Below are 12,227 nucleotides of genomic sequence, written 5' to 3' on the forward strand. Positions count from 1 at the left end.
TTAAACTTTAACATGTAGAGGGTAAAAAAATGAAAAAATCAAAGTTCAGCGAAGAAAAAATCGTCCATATTCTCCAAGAGGCCAAGTCGGGTAATTCAACTGTTCAAGAAGTCTGTCGCAAACACGGCATCACCACAGTGACCTACTATGCTTGGAAAAGAAAATACAACGGCGTTGAAGTGGCCGAGCTTAAAAAAATGAAAGAGCTTGAAGCTGAGAATGCAAAACTCAAACGTCTTGTGGCCAATCTCTCTCTTGATAATTTGATTTTGAAGGATATTAACTCAAAAAAGTGGTAGGCCCCAAAATAAAGCGCACAATGGTGAGCTACATAAGAGACAGCTACAGGATGAGCTGCTCTAGGGCCTGCAGAATCCTTGATCTTCAGAAAGCAACCTTCTACTACAAAGAGGTTGAAGACGTTGCTGAAATCAAGCTTAGAGCGCGTTTAAAAGAGCTTGCAGAAAAGCATCCAGGTTTTGGGCTTAGAACTTTACATGAGATCACCAAAAGAGAAGAACTTGTTATAAATCATAAGCGAACTGAGAGAATTTACAAAGAAGAGAAGCTCTCTCTTCGTTTAAAAAAGAAAAATAAGAGAGCGAGACATTTAAGAGTTGTTCAAGTTCCTCCAGAAGCTCCTTTAAAAACGTGGTCGATGGATTTTGTCCATGACAGATGTTTCAGTGGGAGAAAAATTAAGTGCCTCACAATCATTGATCAGTTTTCTAAGAATTGCCCAATGATAAACGTCGGAGTGACAATGACAGGAGCTGAGGTTGCAAGAGCGCTTGATACTTTAAAAATTAAAATTGGGTTACCAGAAGTCATTTTTGTAGATAACGGGCCAGAGTTTGCGGGAAAAGATTTGGGGTTATGGGCGATGAAGAACAATGTGAAGCTGCATTTTATCGAGCCAGGAAAGCCTACTCAAAATGCGTTCATAGAATCGTTCAACGGGAAATTTAGAGCACAATGTTTGAATCAGCATTGGTTCCAAACGATCGAAGAAGCAAAGATTTTAATTGAAACATGGAGAAAGGAATACAATAATTTCAGACCTCATAGCTCTTTGAATGGTCTGACTCCGGAAGAATTTACTAGGCAATTTGAAATGAAAAAGATAAACGGTTTTGATCAGGATGTGAGATTAAAAGTAGTCTAGCGTTTGGGGTCAGGTCACAGATTTTAGAGAAATTACCGAAAATTAAGTTTCCAACAGGGTCATGGACATCAAGCCTGAACCCTAAGTATATTAAGAATGAAGATGTGAAAATTGTAGAGGGAGTTAATGTAAATATTAATAGTATCATAAAAGATGACAATACAATCAAATTGAATTTAAATTTTTATCATTCTCAAGCTGTTAAAGTAAGGTTTAAATACAAAAACAAAGATATTGGGATTGATCGCACCGTGGAAGTGGATATGTTTATACATGCCCAAGAGCCATATTTAACTTTTAACTATGGGAATCGAGATATTAGAGGACTTGTACAGTTTTTTGATCATGATTTTGATTCAAGTGTAATCCAGCGTTACGAATGGGACTTTGGGGACAATTCACCAGTTGTTAATACATCAACACCTACAACTTTGCATAGATATTCATCTCCTGGAAATTATGAAGTAAGTGTTAAAATGTATAACTCCTCATCTGTAATGCTCTATGAAAAGAAATCGACAGCTTATGTGGAAGATCGGATTTATTTTTACACCGGAGGTTCAGATGATCTCTCGATTTACAATATCTATTATAACCCCACAAACTATATAGGATTTAAGTATGTATACATATTTGAAGGGGATGGTACTTGTTATGCTAATGATTTAGAATATCTACCTACTGGTAATGGTGTAAAACCGTGGATGGTATTCTATAATTGCTCAGTTGGTAATTTGTTCCCATAGTTTTTTTTGGAGCTAAAAAATGGAAAAAGTAAAGTATGACTTATTAAGAGCTATGATAATAATTGTCTTGGTAAGCGTTGTCGCTAGCGCTGTAGTCTCTTCTTCAAATAATCTTTTAAAGATTGTAGCAATGACAACATCTGTAACTTTTATTGTTATGCCAATTATTGTCGGTAGACTTTGGTTTTTTAACAAGAAAAGTAAAAATGGTGTTTACTTTTCCAAGAATGAGATAACTATTTTTGATGGAGATGAAGAATACCACTATCCTTGGGCAATGCTGCAGATTGAGTATAAAATTCTTATCCCTTTTTACTGTAAAAGGATTATATTCTCACTAGAGAAAGAGAAGCGACAAATATATAAATACGACATCTCGTTGTTTAATAGTAAGTCGTTCTACTTTTTAGTAAAAAAATATGCGCCTTCAACTCATTCTTTTCCAAAGAAAAATTAAAAGGAAGGGGGAGAGGAGAACTAATCCTCCCCACCCATATCATCATCTTTAGAATATAACAAAGGATCTCGAAATTTGGAAAAAATGATTGTTAGTGAGCTAAAGATGATGATCTTATCATTTGTTTGGGTAGTGATATTTAATTTATTTTTGATTTTTACTAAAACCCCTTTACCTTATATCTTACTAAGTGGAGGGGGGATGTTGATCATCCTACCTCTAATGGTCCTCTATTTTACTCGTAGAATAAACAATGAAGAGCATGGGGTATACTTCTCGGAGAACGATATTGTAATTATTTCTGATGATAAGTATTTTGCACCTTGGACTGAAGTTCAAGTGAAAGTTAGGAGTAATTACTTTAATCTTTATCAAGAAGTTTCTTTGTCTTGTGATGGATTCAAAAAAGATCATGTGATTCCTATTTTTTTTGCGACAAAGGGCTCGTTTAATTCTTTAGTTACAAAATATGCTCCAGCTGGGCATCCTTTATTACATACTTTAAAAAATAATGATTGATTTCATTTTTAGCAGAAGAGGAATTACTCATAAATTTTCTCTTTTGCTTGATTGTTACTCCCTCTCCAAATACAACTATCAATAAAAAAATGATGAATATTAATAAACACCGGAAACGCAATATAAAAAAAGATTGTCCCTAACCCCGTCACCGTCCCAAGCGAAATATCCAAATAATTCGGCACTGTTTCAAAAAACAAGAGCCCGGCCAGTACCAAAAGGAAAACCTGAATCAAATGATTCTTAAACGCCATCTTGTGATGCCCTTCAATCTTCGAAGCAAATAACAAATACTGAAGCGAATGAAAAAATGGAATAGCATAGAGTGAGTACTCCATCTGCCTCACAGGCGGAAGCCACCAAACAATAAAGGCCAGGTAAACAACAATCGCTCGAACGGGAACTAAACTTCTGATGGCCTCTTTGTATTTCAAATAAAAATAAACCGGAAGTTTCAGCGACATCAAAATACTTAAACCCTTCGAATAAAAAATAAACTCAGAACTAAACCCCATCGCATCAATCGGCAAATTATAAAAATACGAAGTCGATGGCGCATCTCCTACTGGAATAGATGAAAAGAAAAAATTATAAACTGCGATTGAAAACAAAGTGTATTTTAGAAGATTGCGATCAATCTCTTTAAGCTGAACCTGATCCATTCGAAGCGTAATGAGAATGCATCCATAAACTTGTTTAGCATAATGCCACCCAACCAGGATATACATCAAACGAACAGAGAGAATGAGCATTTCCACGCCGAACGTCGCATTTTCTCCTACGCGATAGCTTGAATGCGCGAAAGAAAAAAACTCATTTATCTTTAGAACAAAAGCGGAATGGCCAATGTTGTGATTGAAAAAGAAATAGGCGCATAAGTAAAGTGCAATGAGGCCAATAGGAACAAAGATCAGTTGAAACCAATTATCAAAAATAAAAGATTTCTTCTTTGAATAAGCAATCTTGTACGAAACCATAAAGTGCGGAAAGTTACAAAAAAATGAAAGCCAGGCAAAGACAATTGGAATTTGCAGAAAACGAGAGTTGAGAAGTTCCGATTCACCTCGAAAAGTGGAAAAGACGACCATCACAAGCCAGACGGCAATGCTAAGTCCTCCAAGCATCAGAAGGTCTAAATTAGAATCAGAGGAAATCGTTTGTCTTTTCATTGGCCAATCTTAACGGCCAATTGTGGGAAGATTATGGAAAGGTTAAAAAAAGGGGAGAGGACTAATCCTCTCCACCCATATCATCATCTTTTGAATCGTCTTTTTTGTAGTTAGCGAAGAACTCTTTTTTGAAATCCAGGAAACGGTCTTCGAGGATCGCTTTTCGAGCACCCTCAGCAAGCGACTTGTAATAAGCAATATTGTGAGTCGTTGCTAGAACCTGCCCTAAGATCTCGTTTGAATCAAAAAGGTGCTTAATATAAGCACGAGAGAAATTCTTACAAGTGTAACAAGAACAGCTATGGTCAATTGGATAAAAGTCACGGCGGTAGTTTCTGTGACGGATTCTGATCTTCCCACGAGAAGTAAACAGAGTTCCTCCACGGGCAAACTTAGTAGGAATGATACAGTCACTCATATCAATTCCGTTTTCCCATAACATGATTAAATCTTCCGGGTTACCGATACCCATAGCGTAGCGAGGTTTATCAACTGGCATAAGAGGAGCTGTGAAGCTTACGATCTTTTCCATCCACTCGGCACCTTCACCAACTGATACACCACCGATGGCGTATCCAGGAAGGTCGCGTTTAACTAGTTCGTCAACACACTCTTTACGAAGGTCATTGTAAGTTGATCCTTGGATGATTCCAAAAAGCGCTTGCTTTGGATTGTTCCAAGTTTCAATACAACGATCAAGCCAACGGTGAGTTCTATCCATTGAGTTTTTTGTGTACTCGCGAGTTGCTGGATAAGGAATACATTCGTCGAAGGCCATCATGATGTCAGAACCAAGGTTCTGTTGAATCGTGATTGATGTCTCAGGAGAAAGAAGAATTTTTTGTCCTTTTTGGTCTTTAAATTCTGCGCCTTCTTCTTTAATTGATTTCTTTTGAAGAGAGAAAACCTGGAATCCTCCCGAGTCCGTGAGTATTGGGCGAGGCCAGTTCATAAACTTATGAAGTCCACCAGCTTTTTTCACCAGGTCTGAACCTGGAGTTAAGTGAAGGTGGTAAGTGTTTGAGAGAATAATTTTTGTGTCCATGTCTTCGAGAACTTGCGGCTGAAGCGCTTTAATCGCTCCGTGAGTTCCTACGGGCATGAAAACGGGAGTTGGGATGTCTCCGTGTGGAGTCGTGATTACACCGGCGCGGGCCTTTGAGTGTTTATCGACGTGCTCTAGTTTGAATTTGAAGTGTTCTTTGACTTGGTCTTGAATTCTTGGTTTATCAGCACTCATCATTTGTCTCCAGGATTTTCCATTGGTGTGAGTTGGTTTTTAATGTCGGCGAAGGACTTGTGAACGTTTTTGTTGGTCACAGATTTCATGACGGCATCGATATTCTTGATGACAGCTCGTTTCGCTCTGTCGGTCAGGTCCATTTCTGCGTGTACTATCCTTGCGTTAGAGAGGTTATTAGCAACTCCGACGTAATAAGTCAAAAAGGTTTGTTCGTCACCGTGTAAAAAAGAGTCTTGGGCCAAAAGGAGATCCACTGCTTGGCGGTTTAAGACTACGGTGTTTTCTGATTCAGAAAGAAGCTTGCTCCAGATCTGTTCCTCAAAAATGGCGGATAAAGCGCCTTTATTAGGTGAATCGATGCTAAAGCACTTGATCCCCATTGGCGTGAAGACGTAATAGTAGTCGATGCCAGTGCTGCCAATAAAAAACATTGGGGATTGCGGGGCATAGAATTTAAGTGTGGCCTCATTGGTGCTGATTCCTTCCATCAAGCGGGCCTTGATGAGAGTGGCACTTCCAAAGAAGGGACCGAAGTTTAAGAATAATGATTTTACCTGGCCCGGTGAAGACATTAAGGCCACTCCAATCATTTCCTTTTTTTCTCTCGTTGTGAGTTCACTAAAAGGGAGGCGGTGAAATGTTTTATAAAGTGGGTTGGCGTACTCCATTTGATCATCGAGGTCGTTGTAGAGAAAGTCTCTTACTTCTTTAACCACCACGCTGGTGTTGGTCTTTAGATCAAAAAGCTGGAAGGCCCTTTTTTTCGATTCTTCTCCAATGTAAGGAAGAAGCATGTAGCGGGGAGAGAGTTCAGCGTTGAGATTGACTTGCAGGTCCTTAGAGAAACTAAAAATACTTCTAGTGCGCAATTCTTTGTGCGTGCTCACCTCATCGGCCATGGGAGTAATCGGTAGGTTGTAAGGGGAAGGGAGGAAAAAAGGAGAGAAGATAATAAAAAGTAGGACAATGAAAACCCCAACTTTTCTCACTCCCTTAAAAAAATAATTCTGGCTTAGTGAGTTTTGTGCTGGAATAAGAAAGAGAGAAAATAAAAATGTTTTTAAGCGAAAGAAAATCAATTTGCCGAATTTGTTTTCGCCTTTATGGCGAAGACCAAGTAGGAACTGGCCGATAGTTGTTCCAAGCACTAATGTCTGGGCAAAACTTAATAAGTACCAGGCAATGAAAAATTTAAAAAATGAATGGGTCTTAAGAGGGAAGATGACAGCGGCAAGATAATCGATAATCACCATGGCGTAGTCTTGGGCAAAGATGATGGGAAGTAAAATCGCCAGCACCAGATAAGTGATAAAAAAATCAAAAACAAGAGAAGAGAGTTTGACGACCCATAAGTTAATGACGGAGTGGCCTTCAATGCTGTCGATGACATTTGGTCTGACGTGCACTTCTCGTCTCATTGAGCCCGTCGGGTTGTCGGCGTAGACGATCTTTTCTGGAATAGACTCAGGAGTAAGATCCTCGAGAGAATTAAAGACAATGGGCTTCACTCTCTGGCTTGCATGAACGAGAACGACTTCAGAGCGGACAATAATTTCAGCACCTGAAAGTTGAATGCGGTCATCAATTTCTAGTAAATAAGTTTTGCCTTCCTCGAGAGGAAGGGAGTTTAAAAAAGTCTGGTTCGTATTTCCCAGATAAACGAGTGCAAGATTTTCCCCTTTCGCAATAAATTCCAGGTGGCGATTCTTAATTTTTGCTCCAGATAAAACCAAATCGCAACGAGGGTCAAGGCCTACGGTGATGGTGTCGACGACATCGATTTTCATCGGAGGCTTATTATCTAGGCGGACATCGAGGCGGAATTGGTTTTTTTCTTGGGTCATAGTGAAATAATTATCGCAAAAAATATCGGACTTTAACAATCAAAAGATAATCGGACGGGCTTACTCGGGCATAATCCACTTTACAATTTTTTGGCACCCACTACGATGGAGACTAATAACAATTTTGCGCATCATGAATAATCAAGGAAGATTTGAATGAAACCTATCAGAGCTCTTGCCCTAGGAACCCTGGTTGCCGGATCGATTTCGGCCCAAGCTTATGACGTTGTTGAACGCTATAAGATCATTGACGATAAATTAAAAACTGAAGCAATGCTAAGACCAATCGGCCACGATTTTTTCTTTGATATCGGAGCAACTGCCAATAAAAACGTTCAAGACGTTATTGACGATATCGACAAGGCTTCAAAGTTTCAGGGGACTGATCAGGAGAAAATTGATGAAGCTAACCGCATCCTGACAAAATACGATAAAACCGAGCAGACAATAAAGCTCAATGTTGCTCTGGGGACTCCGCTGCCTTCATTTACTGCATGGGATGTAAAGGTTACACCGAACTTACGCGTTTTCGTTGATGTCGGAGCAAATATCGGTATCAGAAGCCAAAAAGTAACGAACCAGGATCTTATTGACCTGTTTCAAGATGACGTACCGGCAGAATTACAAACAATCATTCTGAATCTAGACCTCGTCTCAGAGCAAGGAAACGATATTAAGACAATCTGTATTGCCCGCACGACGGCCAACACAGCGGCAAGGCTCTATTGTGATAACCTGCCAACTGGAAAATATATTGTTCCAAACGTAGGGAATAACCCGACAATGACTCTTTTTGCAAAGGCCGATGCAAAAGCAGGTTTTTTTAACGATTACACTTATGGCGAGCACTTTTTTGGTAACTTCAACCTTTATGGGATGGGGAGAGCTGACCTGTACCAATTCGTAACAGGGACTCAGATCGCAAAAGGAGATTCAATTGATACTCCTGATAAAATGAACACTGAAACGACAGTTCAATTGGACTACCGTTTAGGGTACAGAAACACAAATTACTCTACATTTCTGGGGATTGAAGAGTTAAAAATCACAAAACTTGGTGACGCAAAAGAAGGCTCAAAGGCCCACATGTATGACTACGATCCATTAATCCGTTTCCATGCTGATGCAAGATACCGTTTAAGCGCTCTTTCTCTTCAACCTTTTGTCGGGGTCCACAAGAGGTCAGGTTACGGATTTGCTGATGGTATGTACGCCGGTACGAGTGTAGGGGCCCACGTCTGGGGAGACCGCCTGGGGCTGGAATTCCGCGGCATGGTAGACAAACAATATTTAACCCTGACTCCACGAATGAAATTATGGTTAATGCAGCTTGAATACTCTCTTAAAAAGCCGCTTAAGGACACTGATGGGGACGTAAAACTCACAGCGCTTCACTCAATCGATTTCCGCATTTTCTTTTAATAGTCTGTTAGTCGTGGTAAGCTGGTTTTAAATTAACTAGCTTACCACATATCAGATGAGTCCAATCATGAGTTTCGAAAAAATCCTTTCACATCCTACAGTCCTTGCTTTTACCACTGAAAATAAACTTAAAGAGCCTACGCGCATTCAATCTTTAGTTATTCCTGATTTCATCAAGGGCAAATCAGTTAACGTTATCGCTAAAACTGGTTCAGGAAAAACTCTGTGTTTTGCTCTTCCGATTTGTGAGCTTTTAAAAACGGCCGAAGAAGATGGAATGGTCGGGGACCCGAAAGAAACAAAAGGGAAACCTCGCGCTGTTATCTTGGCTCCAACAAGAGAGCTTGCTCTTCAGTTGCAGAAAGTTTTTAAATCAGTCTCTCACCATGTTAAGCTTCGTGTGCGTATGCTGGCCGGTGGGGAAGCTGCTAAAGCAAACCATCTTCTTTCACGCGACAACATCGATATTTTAATCGCGACTCCAGGGCGCTTAAGTAACGCTCTTAAAAGAAAAGAACTAAACCTTAAAGAAACAAACTACCTGATCATGGACGAAGCAGACCAGCTTTTAGAAATGGGCTTTCGTCGCGACCTGGAAAATATCTACAAGTCTTGTGATGACACTTTAGTGCACGTGGGGCTTTTTAGTGCGACTCACTCATCAAGCCTTGATGAATTCTGCCGTACAATCTTTTCAGAGATTGATTTTGCTAGCTACAACAGCGAGGACAAAAACAAACTGACTCAGTCAGTGCGCACATTTAATATTTACCTAAAAGACGATGAAAAACTGAAAATGACTGAAGCCTTTTTAAAGAATCAGGCCCAAGGTCGCGGGATTATCTTCGTTAACAAGCACGATACGGTCAACTCGCTTTACTCTCAGCTACCGGAAAAATTCCCAAAGATGAAGTTTCATGCTCTCCATGGGGAAATGGAAGCGAAGGCGAGGAAAAAAGCTTACGATCAATTCTTGAAAGAGGGTGGAGTGCTGATTTCAACAGACATCACTGCCCGCGGAATGGATATTGATGACCTGGTATGGGTTATGAACTTCGATCTTCCATTTGAAGCTGTGTACTACATTCACCGTTGCGGTCGCGTAGGAAGAAGACAGGCCGAAGGTTTTGCTTACAACCTGGTGACGCCAAAAGATATGAACATCATCACGCGTATTAACGAAGCGATTAAAAACCAATCGGCGATTCGTTTAACGGCCTTTGATGAGAAAAAATTCTCTGCGGTTAAAGCGATTAAGGCAAAAGCTGTTGAGACGAAGCTTGATAAAAAGAAAAAGCAGCTTGATGAGCTTAAAAAGAAAGTTTTCACTAAGAAAAAACCAGGTGAAAAACGCCACGCTAAGACTGTTAAGAATGCCAACACTCCTCGCTATAAGCGCACGGGGAAACCTGCGGCGAAAAAAACGACGAGATCATCAAGATAATGAAATTGAAACTAGCGGTTTTATTTTTAAGTGCCTTCATATTTTTTGGCTGTTCCAAAAAGAAAGAAGCGCCTGATTTGAAATACACGCTGGAAGAATTTAATCTTATCCTAGATACGACTGGGGCGGCCGGAGACAAAGATGCGGCCAATGCCATTAAGTTTGAAGAATACGCACCAGGAGTTAATAGAGTCAATTCTAGGCCTATGGTCTATCAGCGCTTAAGTTTTGCTGTGGTTGAATTTGAAACTGAAAAACAGGCCCGTGAGGAAGCTCTAAGACTTAATCAGTATTACTCTCGCAATTGGCTTTTTGATAAAGTTGAAGGGGAGCCAATCTTAGAAGATTTAGTGATTGTTAAGTTCCATGCGGCCAATCCAAAGCGCAGAGTTCAAAGAACGCCTGTGAATATTCCTAAAGAAGAGCATGGTCACGGTGAAGGTCACGGCCAGGCACCTGCCGGTCACTAAAGTTTTTCTAGTTGAACATTTGCGGGTTAGCTTCAAAACGCTCTTTGAAAAAAGCGATTCTCTTTTTCCATTCACTGGTGATTAATTGGATTTCTGCAAGCTCTTCGGGTGGTGCTTGTTCTTTGAATTGTTGCTCTAATTCATCCAACGTCTGATGAAATAAAACTACCCACCTTCCAATTTCACCGCGCTTAAGCCCCAGTTGAAAGTGTGTCATCATCAGCCTGAATTGCGGGCCTTCTAAAGGCCTTGTGATCGCTCCTGTGAGTTGCATTTCCCAGAAAGTCGCAATCCTCTGTAAATGGCTTTCAAGCTCTTCTGGCTGCCTGAATTTCTCGAAATGATAGCCAATTAAGACGTCATAGACGGCCTTTTTGTAGAAAGCTTCCACTACGATATAGATCAGTTCACGCATAAAAAAGTGGCCCTAAACCCTTAAAATTCATTATCAGACTAAAAAAGTAAACTTATTTCATGAGTAACCGATAGGATTGGTAAAGTAAACCCTTTAAGAGGATTGTTGTGATGGGCCTATCCCATTTCACCAAATTTATGATCGGACTCATGATAGCGGCTTCTGTAATGGCGGAAGACGTGAGCGTGCAGTCGCTTTCTGATGGAGCTTGTTGGTATGAGCAAGGTGATGCTTTAAGGATCGCGAGCTTTAACGACAGAGAATCCATTCTCATCACTCGCGATGAAGTCGAGTATCAGGTTGAAGAATTGCTTTACGGGAAAAAAAGAGAGAAGGCCTTAACCAGTGATCTCACTCTGCACTGTGGAGGGTATGGATCAAGCCTAGTTGTGAAGTCTGAATTTAACAATCGTCCCATCTGTTTGTGGTTAAAACTGAATAAAGGAAAGTTGCAAATCAGGTCAATGGGTGGATTAGAGCAAACAAAAAATGAGTTGTGTGATGGTTACAAGTGGGGAGAGTTGATTGTTGGTTTAAAATCAATTGATCAAAAGCAGTTACTTGAATCAGAACAATTCCATAGCATGATAAAATCTGTCTCTGTCATTTCCGGGACAACGATGAAAGTTGTTTTAAAAGATGAGTTTCATGGGAAAGAGTACGCGGCGATGGATGAATTAAAAAAACACAATCTCAAATACGTCGAACTTAATTTCTATCAGCATCCAGTGGGCGAAGCGGCCCCGCTAAAATAAAAATGCGACCCAAAAGAGTCGCATCCTTAAAAGAATAATTGTTTTGTGTGTTTCTTATCTTGTAGTGTCGTGAAGAGCACGCCCAAGAGATTTCGATTTTTTGTCGAAGAAATTGTTGTTTTCTGCCATTTCTGCTTCTTCTTTACAAGCGATACAAAGTTCAGCTGTAAGGCGAGCATTTAATCTTTCAAATCCAATCTCAGCATCACACTCTTCGCATAGACCGTAAGTCCCGCGGTTCATAGCATCCAGAGATTTATTGATCTTCTTTAGGTAGAAGTTTTCGCGGTTAATGAAACGAATGTCGTGAGAAGTTTGTGTGTTAACACTTGCTTCATCAAGAGGATCAGACAGCTCGTTTCTATCAAGCTGATATGATTCTTGCTCAAGTTTCTTATTCGCGATGCGTTCTTTTTCCGATAATAGTTTATCTTTTAAAATAGCAATTTGTTTGTCTGACAGATAAGCATTCTCTCTTTTCATTCTTACTCCTGAAAAATAACCGCATTTATCCTCAATGATTTTTTGCGGCGGCAAACATTTAAAAGAACAGTATTCTGGAAATTGAAGATACAGAT

Annotated in this window: 14 protein-coding genes; 9 read left to right on the forward strand and 5 right to left on the reverse strand. The window is 40.0% G+C overall.

The window, feature by feature from the left end:
* Nucleotides 1-29: 29 nt before the first annotated feature.
* The 5 genes from C0V70_RS07695 to C0V70_RS07715 all read left to right on the forward strand — a co-directional run bounded on the left by C0V70_RS07695 (nucleotide 30) and on the right by C0V70_RS07715 (nucleotide 2,887).
* Nucleotides 30-299: a transposase gene (locus C0V70_RS07695; protein ID WP_102242960.1), complete on the forward strand. Its 270-nt coding sequence runs from the start codon at nucleotides 30-32 to the stop codon at nucleotides 297-299.
* A gap of 20 nt (nucleotides 300-319) precedes the next feature.
* Nucleotides 320-1,165, forward strand: a complete 846-nt coding sequence (locus tag C0V70_RS07700; RefSeq protein ID WP_102242961.1) for an IS3 family transposase — start codon at nucleotides 320-322, stop codon at nucleotides 1,163-1,165.
* Between the two features lie 104 nt (nucleotides 1,166-1,269).
* Nucleotides 1,270-1,911, forward strand: a complete 642-nt coding sequence (locus tag C0V70_RS07705) for a PKD domain-containing protein (RefSeq protein ID WP_102243285.1) — start codon at nucleotides 1,270-1,272, stop codon at nucleotides 1,909-1,911.
* 19 nt (nucleotides 1,912-1,930) lie between these two features.
* Nucleotides 1,931-2,368, forward strand: a complete 438-nt coding sequence (locus C0V70_RS07710; protein WP_102243286.1) for a hypothetical protein — start codon at nucleotides 1,931-1,933, stop codon at nucleotides 2,366-2,368.
* 75 nt (nucleotides 2,369-2,443) lie between these two features.
* Nucleotides 2,444-2,887 carry a hypothetical protein gene (locus tag C0V70_RS07715; RefSeq protein ID WP_102243287.1) on the forward strand — a complete coding sequence of 148 codons (444 nt, stop codon included), beginning with the start codon at nucleotides 2,444-2,446 and terminating at the stop codon, nucleotides 2,885-2,887.
* A 23-nt stretch (nucleotides 2,888-2,910) separates the two neighbouring features.
* Here C0V70_RS07715 and C0V70_RS07720 read toward each other — a convergent pair whose 3' ends face one another.
* The 3 genes from C0V70_RS07720 to C0V70_RS07730 form a co-directional block, all read right to left on the reverse strand.
* Complete coding sequence (locus tag C0V70_RS07720) at nucleotides 2,911-4,056, reverse strand: hypothetical protein (protein WP_102243288.1); 1,146 nt, start codon at nucleotides 4,054-4,056, stop codon at nucleotides 2,911-2,913.
* A gap of 61 nt (nucleotides 4,057-4,117) precedes the next feature.
* On the reverse strand, nucleotides 4,118-5,296 hold the full coding sequence (gene tgt / locus C0V70_RS07725; protein ID WP_102243289.1) for a tRNA guanosine(34) transglycosylase Tgt: 1,179 nt from the start codon (nucleotides 5,294-5,296) through the stop codon (nucleotides 4,118-4,120).
* The gene (locus C0V70_RS07730; RefSeq protein WP_102243290.1) at nucleotides 5,296-7,143 is read right to left on the reverse strand and encodes an FHA domain-containing protein; all 1,848 of its coding nucleotides are present in this window, start codon (nucleotides 7,141-7,143) and stop codon (nucleotides 5,296-5,298) included. The genes tgt and C0V70_RS07730 overlap by 1 nt, the downstream gene beginning before the upstream one ends.
* A gap of 156 nt (nucleotides 7,144-7,299) precedes the next feature.
* On the opposite strand from C0V70_RS07730, the gene C0V70_RS07735 reads away from it, so the two are divergent.
* The 3 genes from C0V70_RS07735 to C0V70_RS07745 all read left to right on the forward strand — a co-directional run bounded on the left by C0V70_RS07735 (nucleotide 7,300) and on the right by C0V70_RS07745 (nucleotide 10,479).
* On the forward strand, nucleotides 7,300-8,565 hold the full coding sequence (locus tag C0V70_RS07735) for a hypothetical protein (RefSeq protein WP_102243291.1): 1,266 nt from the start codon (nucleotides 7,300-7,302) through the stop codon (nucleotides 8,563-8,565).
* A 67-nt stretch (nucleotides 8,566-8,632) separates the two neighbouring features.
* Nucleotides 8,633-10,009, forward strand: coding sequence for a DEAD/DEAH box helicase (locus C0V70_RS07740; protein ID WP_158649615.1), 1,377 nt, complete (start codon nucleotides 8,633-8,635; stop codon nucleotides 10,007-10,009).
* A complete protein-coding gene (locus C0V70_RS07745; RefSeq protein ID WP_102243293.1) occupies nucleotides 10,009-10,479 on the forward strand; it encodes a hypothetical protein in 471 nt (156 codons plus the stop codon). Before C0V70_RS07740 ends, C0V70_RS07745 begins: the two co-directional genes overlap by 1 nt.
* Before the next feature lie 7 nt (nucleotides 10,480-10,486).
* Here the strand turns inward: C0V70_RS07745 and C0V70_RS07750 are convergent, their stop codons facing one another.
* Nucleotides 10,487-10,894, reverse strand: coding sequence for a globin family protein (locus C0V70_RS07750; RefSeq protein ID WP_102243294.1), 408 nt, complete (start codon nucleotides 10,892-10,894; stop codon nucleotides 10,487-10,489).
* Between the two features lie 137 nt (nucleotides 10,895-11,031).
* Between C0V70_RS07750 and C0V70_RS07755 the strand changes: the two genes are divergently transcribed.
* The gene (locus C0V70_RS07755) at nucleotides 11,032-11,649 is read left to right on the forward strand and encodes a hypothetical protein (protein WP_102243295.1); all 618 of its coding nucleotides are present in this window, start codon (nucleotides 11,032-11,034) and stop codon (nucleotides 11,647-11,649) included.
* Between the two features lie 54 nt (nucleotides 11,650-11,703).
* Here C0V70_RS07755 and C0V70_RS07760 read toward each other — a convergent pair whose 3' ends face one another.
* A complete protein-coding gene (locus C0V70_RS07760) occupies nucleotides 11,704-12,132 on the reverse strand; it encodes a TraR/DksA family transcriptional regulator (protein WP_102243296.1) in 429 nt (142 codons plus the stop codon).
* Between the last annotated feature and the right edge of the window lie 95 nt (nucleotides 12,133-12,227).

The organism is Bacteriovorax stolpii, assembly GCF_002872415.1.
Classification (GTDB): domain Bacteria; phylum Bdellovibrionota; class Bacteriovoracia; order Bacteriovoracales; family Bacteriovoracaceae; genus Bacteriovorax; species Bacteriovorax stolpii.

Excerpts from the sequence above, each read along its gene's own strand:
- C0V70_RS07760 (WP_102243296.1), bottom strand. The coding sequence starts at position 12,132 with ATGAAAAGAGAGAATGCTTATCTGTCAGACAAACAAATTGCTATTTTA.
- C0V70_RS07750 (WP_102243294.1), bottom strand. The coding sequence starts at position 10,894 with ATGCGTGAACTGATCTATATCGTAGTGGAAGCTTTCTACAAAAAGGCC.
- C0V70_RS07735 (WP_102243291.1), top strand. The coding sequence starts at position 7,300 with ATGAAACCTATCAGAGCTCTTGCCCTAGGAACCCTGGTTGCCGGATCG.
- C0V70_RS07720 (WP_102243288.1), bottom strand. The coding sequence starts at position 4,056 with ATGAAAAGACAAACGATTTCCTCTGATTCTAATTTAGACCTTCTGATG.
- tgt (WP_102243289.1), bottom strand. The coding sequence starts at position 5,296 with ATGAGTGCTGATAAACCAAGAATTCAAGACCAAGTCAAAGAACACTTC.
- C0V70_RS07740 (WP_158649615.1), top strand. The coding sequence starts at position 8,633 with ATGAGTTTCGAAAAAATCCTTTCACATCCTACAGTCCTTGCTTTTACC.
- C0V70_RS07700 (WP_102242961.1), top strand. The coding sequence starts at position 320 with ATGGTGAGCTACATAAGAGACAGCTACAGGATGAGCTGCTCTAGGGCC.
- C0V70_RS07755 (WP_102243295.1), top strand. The coding sequence starts at position 11,032 with ATGATCGGACTCATGATAGCGGCTTCTGTAATGGCGGAAGACGTGAGC.
- C0V70_RS07695 (WP_102242960.1), top strand. The coding sequence starts at position 30 with ATGAAAAAATCAAAGTTCAGCGAAGAAAAAATCGTCCATATTCTCCAA.
- C0V70_RS07710 (WP_102243286.1), top strand. The coding sequence starts at position 1,931 with ATGGAAAAAGTAAAGTATGACTTATTAAGAGCTATGATAATAATTGTC.
- C0V70_RS07745 (WP_102243293.1), top strand. The coding sequence starts at position 10,009 with ATGAAATTGAAACTAGCGGTTTTATTTTTAAGTGCCTTCATATTTTTT.
- C0V70_RS07730 (WP_102243290.1), bottom strand. The coding sequence starts at position 7,143 with ATGACCCAAGAAAAAAACCAATTCCGCCTCGATGTCCGCCTAGATAAT.